16 protein-coding genes and 1 pseudogene are annotated in these 16951 nt (G+C 44.5%); 6 read left to right on the forward strand and 11 right to left on the reverse strand.

Annotated elements, in window-relative coordinates:
* Positions 1-8: 8 nt before the first annotated feature.
* The 5 genes from C7R91_RS28425 to C7R91_RS28445 form a co-directional block, all read right to left on the reverse strand.
* Positions 9-998, reverse strand: a complete 990-nt coding sequence (locus C7R91_RS28425) for a Gfo/Idh/MocA family protein (protein ID WP_047071105.1) — start codon at positions 996-998, stop codon at positions 9-11.
* Positions 999-1027: 29 nt separating this feature from the next.
* On the reverse strand, positions 1028-1870 hold the full coding sequence (locus C7R91_RS28430; protein ID WP_047071103.1) for a carbohydrate ABC transporter permease: 843 nt from the start codon (positions 1868-1870) through the stop codon (positions 1028-1030).
* Between the two features lie 30 nt (positions 1871-1900).
* A complete protein-coding gene (locus C7R91_RS28435; RefSeq protein WP_083995115.1) occupies positions 1901-2860 on the reverse strand; it encodes a carbohydrate ABC transporter permease in 960 nt (319 codons plus the stop codon).
* A gap of 71 nt (positions 2861-2931) precedes the next feature.
* A complete protein-coding gene (locus C7R91_RS28440; protein WP_047071102.1) occupies positions 2932-4212 on the reverse strand; it encodes an ABC transporter substrate-binding protein in 1281 nt (426 codons plus the stop codon).
* Between the two features lie 151 nt (positions 4213-4363).
* Entirely contained in the window at positions 4364-5569 is a 1206-nt protein-coding gene (locus tag C7R91_RS28445) for an ROK family transcriptional regulator (RefSeq protein WP_047071099.1), read from the reverse strand.
* Between the two features lie 177 nt (positions 5570-5746).
* On the opposite strand from C7R91_RS28445, the gene C7R91_RS28450 reads away from it, so the two are divergent.
* Positions 5747-6184, forward strand: a complete 438-nt coding sequence (locus tag C7R91_RS28450) for a hypothetical protein (RefSeq protein ID WP_047071097.1) — start codon at positions 5747-5749, stop codon at positions 6182-6184.
* A 322-nt stretch (positions 6185-6506) separates the two neighbouring features.
* Here the strand turns inward: C7R91_RS28450 and C7R91_RS28455 are convergent, their stop codons facing one another.
* Positions 6507-8696 carry a glycosyl hydrolase family 18 protein gene (locus C7R91_RS28455; RefSeq protein ID WP_047071096.1) on the reverse strand — a complete coding sequence of 730 codons (2190 nt, stop codon included), beginning with the start codon at positions 8694-8696 and terminating at the stop codon, positions 6507-6509.
* Between the two features lie 431 nt (positions 8697-9127).
* Here C7R91_RS28455 and C7R91_RS28460 point away from each other — a divergent pair, with 431 nt between their 5' ends.
* Positions 9128-9649 carry a M23 family metallopeptidase gene (locus C7R91_RS28460; RefSeq protein WP_047071094.1) on the forward strand — a complete coding sequence of 174 codons (522 nt, stop codon included), beginning with the start codon at positions 9128-9130 and terminating at the stop codon, positions 9647-9649.
* Positions 9650-10580: 931 nt separating this feature from the next.
* On the opposite strand, the gene C7R91_RS28465 is transcribed toward C7R91_RS28460, so the two are convergent.
* Positions 10581-10751: a helix-turn-helix domain-containing protein gene (locus C7R91_RS28465; RefSeq protein ID WP_083995114.1), complete on the reverse strand. Its 171-nt coding sequence runs from the start codon at positions 10749-10751 to the stop codon at positions 10581-10583.
* Positions 10752-11022: 271 nt separating this feature from the next.
* Here C7R91_RS28465 and C7R91_RS28470 point away from each other — a divergent pair, with 271 nt between their 5' ends.
* Positions 11023-11382: a hypothetical protein gene (locus tag C7R91_RS28470; RefSeq protein WP_047071092.1), complete on the forward strand. Its 360-nt coding sequence runs from the start codon at positions 11023-11025 to the stop codon at positions 11380-11382.
* Between the two features lie 287 nt (positions 11383-11669).
* The gene (locus tag C7R91_RS28475; RefSeq protein ID WP_047071090.1) at positions 11670-12014 is read left to right on the forward strand and encodes a hypothetical protein; all 345 of its coding nucleotides are present in this window, start codon (positions 11670-11672) and stop codon (positions 12012-12014) included.
* Between the two features lie 381 nt (positions 12015-12395).
* Here C7R91_RS28475 and C7R91_RS28480 read toward each other — a convergent pair.
* A pseudogene (locus C7R91_RS28480) lies at positions 12396-12509 on the reverse strand (LuxR C-terminal-related transcriptional regulator); the annotation flags it as partial.
* Between the two features lie 145 nt (positions 12510-12654).
* On the opposite strand from C7R91_RS28480, the gene C7R91_RS28485 reads away from it, so the two are divergent.
* Positions 12655-13164: a hypothetical protein gene (locus tag C7R91_RS28485; protein ID WP_047071088.1), complete on the forward strand. Its 510-nt coding sequence runs from the start codon at positions 12655-12657 to the stop codon at positions 13162-13164.
* 201 nt (positions 13165-13365) lie between these two features.
* On the forward strand, positions 13366-14115 hold the full coding sequence (locus C7R91_RS28490) for a stalk domain-containing protein (protein WP_047071087.1): 750 nt from the start codon (positions 13366-13368) through the stop codon (positions 14113-14115).
* A gap of 296 nt (positions 14116-14411) precedes the next feature.
* Here the strand turns inward: C7R91_RS28490 and C7R91_RS28495 are convergent, their stop codons facing one another.
* From C7R91_RS28495 to C7R91_RS28505, 3 genes are all read right to left on the reverse strand, one after another.
* Positions 14412-14633 carry a helix-turn-helix domain-containing protein gene (locus C7R91_RS28495; protein WP_003387736.1) on the reverse strand — a complete coding sequence of 74 codons (222 nt, stop codon included), beginning with the start codon at positions 14631-14633 and terminating at the stop codon, positions 14412-14414.
* Positions 14634-15054: 421 nt separating this feature from the next.
* Entirely contained in the window at positions 15055-15978 is a 924-nt protein-coding gene (locus tag C7R91_RS28500; RefSeq protein ID WP_047071084.1) for an ABC transporter permease, read from the reverse strand.
* 44 nt (positions 15979-16022) lie between these two features.
* On the reverse strand, positions 16023-16946 hold the full coding sequence (locus tag C7R91_RS28505; protein WP_047071082.1) for an ABC transporter permease: 924 nt from the start codon (positions 16944-16946) through the stop codon (positions 16023-16025).
* Positions 16947-16951: the final 5 nt, after the last annotated feature.

The raw sequence follows: 16951 nt of genomic DNA on the forward strand, positions 1-16951 counted from the left end.
GTCCCCTCCTACACCAAAGTTACGGGTTTGCCCGTTTCGATTGACACAAGCGCAGCACGAGCGATTTCTACCGCTTTCACGGCATCTTCTGCCGTCACGAGTGGCTCCAGATCACGGTCGATGCACTCGATGAAATGCTTCAGTTCTCTGAAATACGGGTTTTCACGCAACGGACTCTCCGGAACTGCGACTCCGCTTATGCCTGCTTGCTTCGAGCGATTAACTGCCACAAGCGGTTTTTCTTTTGAGCTGTCGTAGGAGATGATACCTTCCTTGCCTGCCAGCTCCATTTTCATCGCGAAGCCTTCATGTGCCCACGAGCCTTCCACATGTGCAATCATTCCGTTCTTGAAGCGAAGCGTGACCAGTGCGTAATCCATCCGGGCAAAACCTCGACCAAGCAAGCCTTTTGCGTACACACGCTCCACATCGCCGAAGCACCAACGCAAAAAGTCAAAATCGTGAATGATCATATCTAAAACAAGGCTGCCACTGTTCTTGTAGTCGGCGTACCAGTCGTTCCACGCTGTCGGGAAGATACCGCCACGGAATGTACGTGCCACACCAACGTTGCCAATCGCGCCGTCATTAACTAGCTGACGGGACTTTTCGTACTCTGGGAAAAAGCGCAGGACGTGACCGACGAACAGCTTGACGTTTTTCTCCCGGCAATAATCAACGATAAAACGAGCTTCTTCCTTATCACGAGCCAACGGCTTTTCGCAAATGACATGCTTGCCTGCATCCGCAGCCTTTTTCACATAGGTTTTATGAAGATACGTAGGCAAACACACGTCTACGATGTCAACCTGCGCCAGTTTTTCTAGTGCCTCTTCATAGCTCTCAAACCATTCCGTTTTTGTCTCGGCTGCCAGCTCTTTTCCTCTCTCGCTGCGGATATCGACGATCCCAACCAGTTTGACACCTTCCATGGCAGCATACGATTTCGCGTGAACAGTCCCCATGGTTCCTGCTCCGATTACCAGAACATGATGCATAATGGTTTCACTCCTTTTTTCGAAAATGACTATTTGGACCCAGTTAGGGTAATTCCCTCGACAAAATGCTTCTGCAAGAAAATAAAGACGATGATCATCGGCCAAATGGCAAGAACGGAGCCCGCCATCAAAATCGGGTAGTTCGTCAAATTGGTGTGCTCGCCCGTCAAGTACGCCAAGCCAGCGGAGAGCGGCATTTTATCAGGCGTGCTGTTAACGATCAGCGGCCACATCAGGTCATTCCAAGACCACAACGCTACGAAAATGGCGAGTGCGATCAAGCCGGGCTTCGCCAGCGGCAACATAATTCTCCAATAAATTTGAAAATGGTTGCAGCCATCGAGCTTCGCTGCTTCTTCCAGTTCTTTTGGCAGCGACATGAAAAACTGGCGCAGAAGAAACGTACCGAATGCACTGAACAAGCCCGGCACAATCAATGCTGTCAGCGTATTCAGCCAGCCAAGCTCTTTCATGATCATAAATTGCGGGAGCAGAAAAACCTGACCTGGAACCATCAAAACGGTCAAAAACAGGATGAACAAAGCGTTTCGTCCTGGAAATTCAATTCGTGCGAATGCGTACGCCGCAAGCGAGCAAAGGAACACTTGTCCGACTACCTTCGCCACGGTTGTGATCACGGTATTCCAATAAAAGTCCAAGAACGGCAGCATCTCAAAAATATGGGTGTAATTCTCCCATTGATACTTGGTCGGCAAAATGACCGGTGGCACCTGTGTCGATTCGCCTAGTGACTTGAGCGAAGTGACAACCATCCAGACGAATGGCGCAATCATCACGAGAGCGCCTGCAATCAACAGCAGATGAATCAATAACTTCTTGCCTATTTTGTTCCGACTCGTATAAACACTCATTCCATATCCCTCCCGTCTGTTCAGCTTTTCTTAATCATAGTGAACCCATTTTTTCTGCAATTTCATTTGAATAGCAGTGACGATCAGGATCATCACCAGAAGCACGACGGCAACTGCGGCCGCATAGCCACCATTCCCTGATTCAAACCCATTGGTAAAGAACAAGTACGCCATCGTCTGCGTTTGCTCAGTCGCCGGATTGCCCATTTTGCTTCCGAGCATCAGATAAATCAGGTCAAATACTTGAAAAGCCCCAATCAAGGAAGTGATACTGACGAAAAAGATCGAAGGAGTCAACAGTGGCAACGTAATCTTGAAAAACATGCGAACTGGTCCCGCGCCGTCAATTTCTGCTGCTTCGTAATAGCTTCTCGGGATGCCTTGCAGTCCGGCCAGAAAAATCACCATGTTATATCCGATTGAGCTCCAAACGGCAACGATAATCACCGCATACAAAGCAATAGCGGGATCAGAAATCCAACGCGGACCCTCAATGCCTATCAAGCCCAGCAAATAATTGATCAGACCGTAATCAGCGTTGTACAACCATCTCCACACCATCGCCACCGCTGCTGCCATCGTCACAACGGGCAGGAAATACAGGGTGCGATAAATCGTAATCCCCTTAATTTTCTGATTAAGCAGCACAGCGATAAAAATGGAGATAGCGATACCTACTGGAACTGCGATTACTGTATAAATCAGCGTGTTTTTCAGCGCGATCCACAAGTAAGGGTCCTTGAACAACAACTCGTAATTATGTAGGCCAGCCCACTTGTACTTGCCGAATCCTCCCCATTTGGTAAAGCTTAAATAAATGGTTTGCACAATCGGCCATAAGTAGAAGACACCCAACCCGATAAGTGTGGGAGCAATCATGAGATACGCCCAGAACCAATCACTTCTCTTCATGCGATTCAACGATTTTTTCGTTTTTGGCTGGACGGCGGCGTGCATTTCAGGCTGCAACTGGCTGCTCATCGCATTCATTCCCTCCTTACATCAGCTTTTTCAAAAAAGGATGGCCTCGTCCATGATGCGAAGCCATCCATCATGGACCTTTATTCTTGGCTAAGCATTTCGTTCATTTTTTGCGCGAGCTCTTTAGAAGCATCCTCTACGCTCATTTGTCCAGCCCATGCCTTGGTCATAAGCTCTGTTTCCAGCTTGGCCCATTTTGCCGTGTCCTTCGAGATCGGATATGGTTTCGCTACAGCTGCCTGATCAATAAAAATTTTCAGATTAAAGTTCGGCATGGATTGTACCCATGTATCCTGTGTTCCATTAAATGCCGGAATCGCAGCACCCGATTTTGCCAGGATTTCTGCCCCTTCTTTCGAGCCCAAGAATTTTACGAATTCCCATGCTTCCTTTGGATGTTTGGTATTAGCCGAAATCACGTTGCCCAGGCCGTGGATGACGCTTGTGTTCTCTTTTCCTTTTGGAAGATACGTCACGTCCACTTTGTCCTTTGTATACTCATTCTTATGAAAAGCGGATGCCATCCATGAACCGTTGTACATCATCGCGATCTTGCCTGATTCAAACAGCTGTGTTGCCTCTGTTTCGGACAATTGCGCTGCTGTTGGTGATGCTTTTTCGTTGATCAGGTCTGTCCAAAACTTGAGGCCTTCGATCGTTTCCGGTTTGTCATAGCCGGACGTTTTCTTGTCTTCCGAAATGATATAGCCACCGTTTTGAAAGATCGTATTATAGAAGCCGTCCTGTCCATAAGGAGGTGCTGCAATTCCCCAAACGCCTTTTTTCTCATCCGTCAGTTGCTTTGCTACTTCCTTTAGCTTGTTCCAATCCCAGGTTTCGTCTGGATAAGGCACTTTTGCATCGTCAAACAGCTTCTTGTTGTACCAAAGGCCAATGGTGTCGAAATCTTTCGGTAGCGCGTAGTTTTGTCCATCGTAGGTGTAGAGATCAACGAGAGCTTTCGGATAATTGTTCAGATCGATGCCATCTGCCTTGATTTGATCTGTAATCGGCAAGAGCATGTCATTATCTGCGTATTTAATGATGCGTGGACCATTAATCCAAAAAATGTCCGGCAAGGTGCCACCCGTTGCGGCTGCCTCCATCTTTGTCCAGTATTGCTTGTTAGGCGTTAGCTCGATCTTGATGTCCACGTTCGGATTCTTTTCGTTAAACTTTTTCGCCATTTCCTCCATCGCAGGCATCTGGTTTTTGTCCCACAGTGCATATGTGAGCGTTACCTTTTCGCCTGAAGCAGCACTGCCAGTCGTTCCAGCTGGTGCAGAGCTCTGCCCGCCGCCCGAACATCCTGCCACTGCTACCAAGAGAGCAGCCATTGCAATCGAAACTAACTTCTTCATCAGAAATCCCTCCTCGATTTACGTTCTCCTCTTTTACCCCCAAAATATCGCCAAGCACGACTCGCTTCCCTTTTCGACTCGCCCCCTTTCAACGATTTTTGATGGTGAAACTTTCTTTTTCCAATGACCAAATAAAGTATATAAAAAGATGTTACAAGCTGAAGTGAAAAACATCTTGTAACAAAACAGCAGCAGCAGCCTTGACCTCGAAATCAGCCCCCAATACAGTTGGGCGGAATTCCAGTCCTTCGACCATCGTCCCCATCGCTTGAGCCATCACTTGTTTTTGAATGCGCTCAAACAACACCTGGTTGTCCCGGATCATTTCTCCACCCAGAATGATTAGGCTCGGGTTGAACAAATTCACCAGGTTCACAATGCCGATCGACAAGTACGAAGCGATTTCGTCAACAATGTCTTGGCATACTTGATCCCCTTGATGCAGTGCTTGGCGAAAGACATCGAATGTGATTCTTGTCATATCTCCGTCAGCCAAATCCATGACGAGCGTTTCTTTTCCCCGTGTAACGGCGGACAGCAAGCCTGAGTAAATGGCCGGCCACGCCACGTAGTTCTCCAAACAGCCGACGTTGCCGCAGTCACAGCGCATCCCACTTCGATCGACTGTCGTATGCCCGAATTCGCCTGCTCCACCACGGCTTCCGCGGAAGATGGAACCGTTTACAACAAGCCCTGAACCAACCCCTTCTCCTACGGTGACAAACAGGAGATTGTCAGCATTCAGTCCACCACCGAAGTTTTTTTCTGCCAGGGCGATTGCATTGGCATCGTTGTCGAGCCATGTTTTTAGTCCAAAACGCTCTTCTGCCATGTCCTTTAATGGAACATCATGCAAACGCAGCTTGGAATTGAAGCGGATAACCCCACTCGCTGCATCAACAATCCCTGGGGCGATGATGGAAATGCCCAGACAACGGCTGACATCATCCACCGACTGGAGAAAGTCCTCGATCGAATCCAGTACATACTGGATGATCAGATCACTCACTAGCCCAGCTTTTACCGGATAGATTTTCTTTTGCTTTGTAGCCGCTTCCAAATTCATTTCGGCAATTGTAATCGCAGTATTCGTAATAGAGACGCCAATCAAAAACTTCCCGTCTGGACAGAAGCGAACCATAATCGGCTTACGTCCACCCTTTGACTCACCTGTTCCGTCTTCTGCAACCATGCCGTCACGGATCAGCTCATTGACTGCCGAGGTGACTGTAGTTGGACTGATGCCCTGCTTTTTGGCGATATCACTTCGCGAGATGGGCCCAAACTGGCGAATGGTATCGAGTATAATAAAGCGATTGAGCTCTTGGATTAGTTTCAGATCTCCAGTTCTGCGCATCGTATTCGTTCATCCTTTATTTTTCCAATGACTTTATAAAGTGATCATACTGAAATTTGTATTTTGTGTCAATTTCGTTTTTTCTTAGATTTCGATCATTTTTTTCTGATTGAATATTTCATATACCTCCGCCAAACTGATATACTTCATTTGTCAAAACTTGTATGAGGTGACCGTATGATATCCCTGATCAGCTTTTTCTCCCTGTACTTGCTGTTCTCCAATAGCTACGACTCTTCTGAAGCTTCGGCTACTCCAGTAATATCCGCTTCACCGGTTCATACCTATTCCTTTTTGCAAAAAACGTTGCCTCGCTTCGAAAATTTAGGATTGACGCGACAGGACGAGGTATTGACGCTAATCTATGTTCCAGAAGAGCATATCGCTTTAGGCGCCTACCTCACCTTGGACTCCAATAGTTCTGGAGACTTTATAGGAGGCTACGATGAAACCAAAACCACTCCGCTAAAGAATGGCACAGCCAAGTTCGGTTACAACGGCCCATTAGCCACTCTCATCTGGAAAAATGGCTCTACCTGCTATGAACTAACGTACCATTTTTATTATGAGGAAGATGTGGAAGCCAAGCTGGTGGAGATTGCCAATACGCTATAATCATGTAGTTATTCACGAGTAGATGTATTTTCTCGCATTCATGATTCGAAACTCAATCTGTTTTTCACATAAGCCACTTTATCAATTCGACATAAGTGGAAAATATTTCTTGATTGCTATAATGAACATTAATATAATAATAGTGAATTTGGAATTTTAAGGAGGGGCTTCTATGAATACTGCAATTGCGATCCTTACTTTTATTGGAGATCTCATTCCGTTAATCGTCCAACTGTTAAAAGCCTTTGCTTAATTTCCAAATGAACAAATAGGGGCTGTTCCTCCGTCATTTTCATGTCTGGAGAGACAGCCCCTTCTCTATTTATTGGGTATCTTGGGTATCTGCATTTCCTTCTGTTTCCTCTAAAATCTCCTCACCTACATAACCATCGACTGCTTCTCCTGCCGCTTGCTGTTGAACTTGCCAGAGAGCTGCTACATTTGCCGGCTCCCACCCTACGAGAGAAGTGTGTGGTTGCAGACATTTGTATACCTTGCCTTGATAGCTGACCAAATCACCAGCTGCGTAGTTTACATTTGGCGCCCATGCAGGCTTTCCCGGATTTGCAGCATCTGTTACGCCTACGACCTCGATGCTCTTCTGCGAGGAATTTCCAGCTGCATCCTTCGCTACCACAGAGAAGGTATATGATGTGTTAGGCGTGAGTCCTGTGACAGTTGCAGTCGTAGTCGTTACATCCATAGCTAATGCGGTCCCGTTGTAAACCTCATAATTCGTTACCGCGATATTGTCTGTAGAAGCAGCCCAGCTCAGACTGATACTCGTGCTTGTTTTCCCTGTTATGACTAGATCGGTGGGTGTGCTTGGAGGTTGATTGTCTGGCTGAATGTTATCCGTTGTAACCGTTACCTCATTGCTTGCTGCTGAGGAATTACCTGCTGCATCTTTCGCCTTCACAGTGAATTGGTACGTAGTGCCAGCTGTAAGCCCGCTAATTGTCGTATTTGTACCAGTTACCGTTTTCGCAAGCTGAGTACCATTGTATACCTCATAGCCAGTGACCCCTACATTGTCGGTAGCAGCTCCCCAACTCAGGCTAACACTTGTCGCTGTTTTTGCAGTCGATTGGAGATTAGCTGGTGCTGTCGGCGGTACGTTGTCGACTGGAGCTGTCCCGCCCAGAAGATCGCCATTCACTTTGTCTAGCAGAACCTTGTTACGGTCTCCGCTAAATTCCCAGAACATTGCGCCTGCCAATCCTTTGGATGTAATATAAGAAGTTTTGTGCCCGATTGAAGTTACGTCGTCATAGCTAATATATGTTTTCGAAGCCGGGTTGAATAGGTAAGGCACTTTTACCGCGTCATTCCAGTGGCGTGTGAAGCCATTTTTGTTCACATAATTATTTTGGATATCCGTGAAGTCAAGCATACCAGCTTCCCACGTTCCTGTTGAAGGCCCTGTGCAATTTTGATATTCCCCATTGTTAGCCGTTCCGCAACCCGACCAGCCCCTTCCGTAAAACGGAAGTCCGAGAACGAGCTTGCTGGCAGGTACACCGTCACGAAGATGGCCCTCTACAGCTGTTTGGACATTAAAGGTTTGAGCATTAGGCAAACCTGCTGCTCCTGCTGCCGGATCATAGGCCAACGGCGCGTTATGTCCAGTCTGCTTTTGGAAGGCTCCATAGAAGTCGTAGGTCATAATATTGATCCAATCCACAACCCGGGCAATATTTCCAAGCTCTGTATTTGCAGCATAGGTTGGGCTGGCACCAGAAGCAATCGTCAAATAGTACTGTTTGCCATCCGTTACCTCAGCTGCATCGAGCTTATCTCTGACAGCCTGTAGCAACAACGTATAATTTTGCTTATCTTCTGGACGTTTGCTGTTTCCAGACAAGCCTCCTTCAACTGGGTACTCCCAATCGAGATCGACCCCATCCATCTGATATTTCCGGATAAAATCTACCGAGGACTGTGCAAATACTTCCCGTGCAGCCGGATCTGCCGCTACATCAGAGAAGCGATTGGACCACGTCCAGCCCCCGATCGAAATTAATGTCTTTAATTGAGGGTTTTTTTGCTTTAATTTTGCCAATTGATTCAGATTTCCACGAATCGGCTGATCCCACGTATCTCCCGGAAAGGATTTTTGCGCATCAATCCATGGATCTCCGAGGACAACCGTACCATTCGGAGCATTAATATTGCCTACTTCATCCTGGCAAGCCCAAGTCTGTGGATTGGGCCCCGTTGGATCTGGGTTGCCGTGTCTGCCATTCCAGCAAATATCCGCAAATGCGTAGTTAATATGCGTTACTTTATTGGGATCGATATCCGTTACATTGTAGTTTCGTCCATAAGCTCCCCACGAGGGATAGTAGCCAATAATTTTGTAATTGGATACCGCTGTCGCCTCCGCTTGATTTTCCTCTGCTTGCGCCGCCTGTGCTGCCATAGGCAATACGGAGGTGACAAGCAGGGCCCCTACCATTAGCACATTCCTAACACATTTCTTGAATTTCATAGTATCCCTCTCGATCTTCATGGATTTTGTTACAAATCCATCTTATTGCGACTTAAATCACAATATGCTAATGCGCTTACATAAATGGTAATAAAAGGGTAATTCGGTGCAAATGAACATATAAAAACCCTTTCTTCCGACCAAGGGAGAAAAGGGAGGCTGAGTCGACTGGGTTCAAATCTCTCGTTCAGCAAGTCGAACGAGAGATTATGTTCCCTTTCATTGCTTTTCTGTACTCCTGAAATATTTTGCTTGAAAGATCATTTTAGCGTTGAAAAGATGATATTCTAAAAGGCAATGCGATTGTTGAACGAATTGAGAAAATAATAAATCGCTCCCGTGATTTAGATGTATCAATCTGCTATTTTAGTAAAAAGTCCCTTTAACAGTTACATTTTCCCATGAATCCTCGTATTTCATAATGAAACCAATTTTATGAAGTAGGAGGAAATATGAAAATCAAAACTATTGCTATTTTGAGTCTATTAACTTTAGCAGTTACTTTAACACCAACAGCTTTCGCGGCGGAGGCAAGTAATTCGAGTCAGCCTAGTAACATGATCGAAACACGCTTTTCGTTAGAAGCCCCGATTCATGATACCTATGTCATTTCTTCTGATTTCGGCTTGCAAATTAATCCCGAAACCAAGGAATCAAAAGGCCATAACGGATTGGACTATGCAACCGCTAAAGGTACAGCTATCTTTGCAGCAAGTGATGGTATCGTTCTTTTCGCTGATAGCAATCAAGGCTATGGAGAAACGATAATAATCAAGCACAATTCCGAATTCAGTACTCTCTATGGTCACATTCTCCCTGGTTCATTTCTTGTGAAGCCCGGAGATACCGTAAAGAAAGGTCAAAAAATAGCAGAAGTAGGCTCGTCTGAAACAGGAGATATGTTGCATTTTTCTGTTATCAAACAAGGAACTCTAGTAGATCCTACCGATTATTTACCACAAAGTACCCGATAATGATTTAAGCCACCTACCGCAAGGGTTGGTGGCTTTTTCAAATTGGTTGTGACCAGCATTCCTCCAAGCTGAATATCCAGTATAATTATCCATATATAGGAGGTATTTTACATTATTGCTAATATTTAAAGTTTTCTTAGCGTTGCTCCTTTTCTTGTGGGTCGGTGCGGAATTTGTCTTTTCTCCAAGTCCTAAAAAGGTTAGAGCAAGAATATTGTTTTTCATCGCATTCGTCGTAATCAGCGGAGCAATTTACTGGATAGGGTATTGGTTATTACATCATTGAGGTAGTCCCCTCCCTTTTAACAAAACGTGTGCAAAGTTCTCATAGGCAAGAATTCTAATGGTTGATAGATCAATATTTTACAAAAATTTGAAACTGAGTTACGCTATTATCAGAACTTTCCGGAAAGGAGGTGGTACTTATGAAAAAGCTTTTTCCTTTTGCCCTAGCAATCGCTATGGTAATATCAGTCTCTACGGCTGCTTTTGCATACAGTGAACCCAATTGCAGTAGCAGTGGCGGCGGATGGGGTGGTGGTGTCAAAAAACCCCTTCATCAATGTGAACCCAGATAATTTAGGTAAGCCTCCAATTGGGGGCTTTATTCAATTACCGTTGTGTCAAATTTGGTTGTATTTACATTGACCTAAAATTGTTCTTACGATTGGTTCATTTGCATCGGTCCTGTCGTACATCGTTATCTGGATTTTATTTTTTCTGTTGCCCAAACTATTTTGGAATCCATCGCCTATTATTTTGGCAATCTTTTTGTCCTATTTGATCCCCGCCATCTTAACATACATATACTTCGTTCTTTTGATAACCAAAGGGGTATTGGAAAAGAATGATCCCGATTTATCATAATGAGCTTGTGTTCCCATCGATTTAACGGTTCAAGTAATGTGGTGGCCGTAACCGCCAGTCCTCATTACCAAATACTCTCAACAGCCAAAGAGATGCACGCTTCGTTTGATCCTATGTGATTACGCACAGTCTTTTCGCTGATGAAGAGTTGTCCGGCAATCTCTTTGGTTGTCTTATCTTGGACCAAGAGTTTAAACACTTCTCTTTCTAAACCTGGTAAGCGGAAGGAACACATGTGCCAAAACGTTATACTCTCCAACTACCTGATATATCTGAGTTACTCTCGAATCACTTACATTTTTCCATTTCATCAAAATCCACTCCTAATTAATAGAATTTCTCTTGTGTTAAATAGCCTGCATTAACTCTGGGTTCTAATTGTTCAGTCTGAGCTCTAATTACTGAAATCCCCCATTTTTTCAACTCATGTAAATTAGTCCAAGCATTATTTCTTTTCCTTCATATGTTGATCCTACGAAACTTAAATAAGTGTAGAAGGTGAAAACATGAAAAAGAAAAAAAGATCATCATCCAAGATTGTGAAAAAAAGAGTTGTAAAACGGACAAAAATCATCACCCTAAGTCGGAAAAATGTACGTATAACAGAGAGTCTCGGAAATGGCTTTTGGCGCCACAGGTTTCAGCCCATCGAAATTAGACCATATTCATATGAATATATTAACTTGATACCAGCACCAGAAGGTACTAGGAGGGTTATCAGCGCTGGATGGATCATTGAACAACTTGAACCTGTATATGTGCTTCAAAATTACCCACTTGGACTAGATAGATGGTTTATGCAGATCTATAACCCCACTGGCGCTTTTAGAAGAGTATTAACTTGGGTAATAACTAAATCGCCTTAAAAGGAAATTTGATGGACACGCAGATGTTCAATTGCTTCGGTTTCGTCAGAAGTCTCGATATAGCGAGAAAACATTCTCGACTCCTGCCTCCTCGCAGGAGTTAAATCTTTTCTCTAATAAAATTATGTAGGCTGCATTCCATCCTCCCCCTCTCACAAGTAATGTTTTGTTTAATCATCCTTTTGTGCATTTTTCTTTCAAAAGAATCATGATCGTTTAACAGAGGTATCCTCTATTTTTTACAGAAACCTAAACTATCTGTTAGAGATCTTGGAGGTAACATTACGATGAGAGAAATAACTACTGAAGCACTTTTTCATCTCTATCTTGATACCCTTAACAGTTGTGGTTCCTATTTACGCAATGCATCTGATGATGTTGTTGGGTATGAGGTTTTTGAGCAGTTCGACATTGGTGTAGTTTCTTTTTTCCATGAAAGCAGCCTACTACGACTATTGAATGCTGGGTTAATCAATACTGAAACGATGCAAAGAAGTTCTGAATTACGACGGTTGGCTTTGGAATTACAGAAAGAAGATGAATGGAGTTTAAAGGCTTTAAGAACCTCTACAAGATGGACTACATTGTTAGCTCTAGCAGATGAAATTAGATCTACGATTAATGCCGAATAATATCAAGTAAACCAATCTCATCTTTTTCCTTTCGCGAACAACAATCTATGGCACTTATCACATCGATTGTTTTGTACCCCTTTCTTGTTCAAAACAAGTTAGGACTAAAAACTAAGAGTTGAACACAATTGAGCCTGTGTTCCCATCAATCTAACGGTTCAAGTAATGTGGTAGCCGTAACCGCCAGCCCTCATTACCAAATACACTCAACAGCTAACGCTTCGTTCGATCCTATAACCTTCTACCATCCCCTTCTCTGCTTCTGTCTTTGCCCGAAATCCCATATTGTTTGATATTTACATCGAGTATTCGGACGAAAATGAACATAAAAAACCCTCCCTTCCGACCAAGGGCAGAAAAGGGAGGCTGGGTGGACTGGGTTCAAATCTCTAGTTCACCAATTCGAACGAGTTCGACCACTGCCTGAGATCGACCTTTGACACCTAATTTTTGAATGACATTGCTAATATGATTACGCACAGTCTTTTTCCCTATCTCATTCATAACGCGCGTTGCTCCTTTTCGCAATTGATAGGTTTTTACAATGGTAATCATAGTTATTTTGGTATAGTAAACAGATTTTCAATTCAGTAAAATAAGGTCGAAACAACCAATATTTCAAAATAATAGGAGGTTTAAAATGTTTACAAAAAACCCATCATCAACTCTTCGTATGAGCAAACGTAATTTTCTTTTAGCCGCTGCACTCTCTCTTCCTCTCCTTGCGGGTATTCCAACTGCTAGTTTCGCTCAAGAAGCCACGCCTAAAAAAGAAATTGGTCAATCTATTACGATCAATGGGTATCAACTGGAAGTTGAGTCAAACAATAAGAGCTCCTCGGCGGACGAATTAAATAGTGGTAGATTAGGTAAATTATCTACTAGTGATGTAGTCGATTGGTATAAGTTCACACCAAACTCATCAGGATCGGTAACTGTCGAATTATCTGGCGTTCCAAATAGTATCCCCTATAGAGTTGCTGTGACTAAGGATCCGAGTCGTAGTGGCTTTTTAGATATCTCATCAACCACTGGCGCAAGTAGAACTGTTACTTTTATTGCTGAGGCTGGGACAACTTATTATTTTCATGTAGACTCCTACGATAATTACGATACTTCGGGCAATTACTACCTAATCAAACGATTGTAAACAAGCAGTTAGAGAAAATCGCCATCACAGGCGATTTTTTTCTGTTTGATTAGGAAATCTCCCTTCTATTTTGATTAGTTTGGTGGTCTTCGTGCCCGAAAAAGAAGGGCAAGCATACGATCTGAAGTGAAACTTTTCCAATCCTCCTTGCGTTAAATAAATGTGCAATCAAAAGTCTATTTTCATAAGGAGACAATCAACATGAACAAACCACAGAAACTGTTTATCGGAGTGGTATCAGGGGTACTCCTGTTCACTGCGGGAATGATGTCAAGCGGCTCCGCTTTCGCTAAAAAAGCAACTGAAGCGATCACCGTGAACTTTTCTAATATCAAACTGATCGTAAATGGCAGTCCCATCGATACCAAGGCGGAGCCTTTCGTTTATAAAGGGAACGTGTATGCCCCGGTCGCCACAATCGCGAATATGCTTGGCGTCGGTCAATCCTGGATGAACAGCGATCCCCTTACAAAAACCCCAGCTGTTCGATTTGAAAGTTTGGACAGAGTTGAACAAAATGTTCAGTTTGAGGGAATGGCGGGTCACGCCAACTACGCGCTGGACTATGTGTACTATGCCGTGGTCGGTTCCAATAAGGTCGTCAATTCAGTCAACAAAAAAGAAATCCCGCTTCCTCAAAGTGTAGGAGGTACTCCATATCCAGTGACAAGAATGGTTCATACCAATCAGTTCCTCGCAGTCGAGTATGGAGAAAAAGAAGGCAAAACTCAGGTTTATGTTAACCTGTACCAGCTAGACAAAGGGAAAAACACAGTGAAAATGATCTTCTCCCAACAACTGGACGAAGGGGCTAAAGGTACCACCTACCGCTTCTCCTACAACGAGGCCGAAAAGAGCTTGACTGAAAAGATTTACACGAATCAAAAACTTGTTGGGGTGAAGTTTTACCAAATTTCCGGGAATCAATTTGTCAAACAGGAAGAAATGTAACCGAGAAATTGTTAACAAGAGAACCTTCTACAAGGACACTGATGCTGCCCTCTTTCGGATCAAATGCCGGTAGAGGGTTTCATCTTTCTAACACACCACGCCGCACGGTCTCATGCCAGTCATTACCGCAAAATAGGTAGCAACCCAATATCGACTTGCCTATCTTGTTTTTTCAAGGAATTGTTCGATCGTTTGCCCGCCCAGGTTCCGTTTTGTCTTAGTGCAAAGACGCAAATGACATAAAAAAACCCTCCCTTCCGACCAAGGGAAGAAAAGGGAGGCTGGGTGGACTGGGTTCAAATCTCTAGTTCACCAAGTCGAACGAGTTCGACTACTGCCTGAGATCGACCTTTGACACCTAATTTTTGCATGACATTGCTAATGTGATTGCGCACAGTCTTTTCGCTGATGAAGAGTTGTCCGGCAATCTCTTTGGTTGTCTTATCTTGGACCAAGAGTTCAAACACTTCTCTTTCGCGATTCGTTAACAACGGCTTGGTTTGGTCGCTACCCTTCAATCGTGCCACCCCTCCTTGTGGGCTCTACAGGAACAAGGTTGAGGGATTACAGAGTCACCTTATCCTATGATGGGGGGTGGGTGATGGTGCCGGAATTTCAAGGATTTTAGGCTTTTGCCTTACATCCTATTCAGAAAATGGGCAATGGGTTCCGAACACCGCTGAGAAACCTCTTCGACATCCGCCGTGAATTTTTCCGTTCGAGACGACGATGGCCGCCAGTTGTCCCCCGTTCAGATCGCGACGAGTTCGCCTCGCCTGATGAGATTGCCATCGGAACCCAAGGCCAACACCGCCCCCGACACTCCAGTCTATTCACCCAACACATATACTGCTCCCTCCAATTCGACTTCCATACCACTATTTTTAACCGGATCAACCAAAAGTGCCCTTGATTCGTAAAAATCAAGGGCACCACAACTTAAATAAAAGGCGTACGTTTATACGTTTGTTCGAACTTATCACGCAATCCTTTTGCCAACAAGCTAAACGATCCAATGGCGATCATGAATGCTCCCAGTGGTACGAGAAAAATCCACGTATAGTTACTGTAAATAAAGCCTCGATAAGACCCGAGCAGCCCTGCCCATTCATGTGTAATGGAATGATACAGAACGGGATCAAAGGTCATTTTCGTACCACCTACAAACATGTCAAATATGCCGAGAAGCCCCATCAACGTCATGACAGCGATCATTTCTGTCACCAAGATAATAATGAGCTGTTCCTTCAAATGGGGCAAGATGTGGCGAAAGACGATTTGATTCCGGCCAGCTCCCAGTGAAATGGCAGCCAAGACGTATTGGGATTCTTTAATTTGTTCGGCCTTTTGACGCACAGAAGAGGCTACAGAAGGTGTTCCAAGGACAGAGACAAGCCCAATAAAAAGCAGAACGAGCGTGAACGTTGGCAGCTCGGAATTCACATTGATTCCTCGCAAAAGAAAATACACGGGGATAAATACAGGCATATAGCTCCATGCATTTTCAATCGCCATCCACCAACGTTGCTCTTTATCTTGAATACCGATATAGAGTCCAATCCATGTCCCAAGTAACACGCGAATGAATGCGATCGAAAGAGTAATAAAAACAGTGTATGGCGCTCCATGGAGCAAGAGGGTCAGTAAATCATACCCCCATTTGTCCGTGCCGAGAAAATGTTCCTTTGACGGCGGTAGGGGTGGAGAGACCATGACTTGTTTACCGTTCACTACCTCCTGACGTATCTTCGCTTGATATTCCAGATCATAGGGAGCCAAGTAAGGCCCCACCACAGCAATCGCCATCAGAGCGAACACGAAGATACTGCCTAGCCATAAAGAGAAATGGAATCGTCTTTTCATCTAAAAACCTCACTTATCCCTCATGCTGAAAAGTGTCCAGCTGCTCAAATAAATGGGGTACGACTATATGTCTGTTCGAATTTATCACGCAATCCTTTGGCCAGCAGACTAAAGGAACCGATTGCAAGCATATAAGCAGCAAGTGGGATCAGGAAAATCCACGTGTAATTCGTGTAGACAAAGCTTCTGTAAGTCCCGAGCAGTCCTGCCCATTCATGTGTGGTCGAGTGATACTCAACAGGGTCATAGTACATAGTCGTGCCGCCTACAAAAAGACCAAATATCCCAAGAAGCCCCATCAACGTCATGGTGGCGATCATCTCTGTCACCAGAACAATGACCAGATGCTCCTTCAAATGCGGCAGGATGTGGCGAAAGATGATCTGATCCCGGCCGGCCCCCAGCGAAGTCGCAGCTAAAACGTACTGGGATTCCTTGATTTGCTCCGTTTTTTGACGGATGGACGCAGCTACCGAAGGCGTCCCTAGCACTGCCACAACCACTATGAAAAACAATACGAGCGTAAACGTTGGCAATTCGGGATTAATATTGATTCCTTTCAATAAAAAGTAGACAGGAATAAATATGGGCATATATCCCCAGGCGTTCTCAATCGCAATCCACCAACGCTGCTGCTTGTCCAATATTCCAATATACAGTCCGATCCATGCTCCCATCAATAATCGCAATAGCGCAATCATGAGCGTAATAAAAATAGTGTACGGTGCCCCATGGAGCAGTTTTGTTAGTAAATCATAGCCCCATTTATCCGTCCCCAACAGATGCTCGCTTGACGGTGCCAAAGGAGGCGAAATGATCACTTGCTTCCCGTTTACCATCTCACTGCGCACTTTCACCTGGTAATCGACGTCATAGGGTGCTAAATAGGGCCCGGCTACACCGATAATCACTAGAAATACTACCAAGATACAGCCTAGCCATAAGGCCCAATTGAACCGTTTCCTCATACCAT

The sequence above is a fragment of the Brevibacillus formosus genome (genome assembly GCF_003013405.1).
GTDB classification, from domain to species: Bacteria; Bacillota; Bacilli; order Brevibacillales; family Brevibacillaceae; genus Brevibacillus; species Brevibacillus formosus.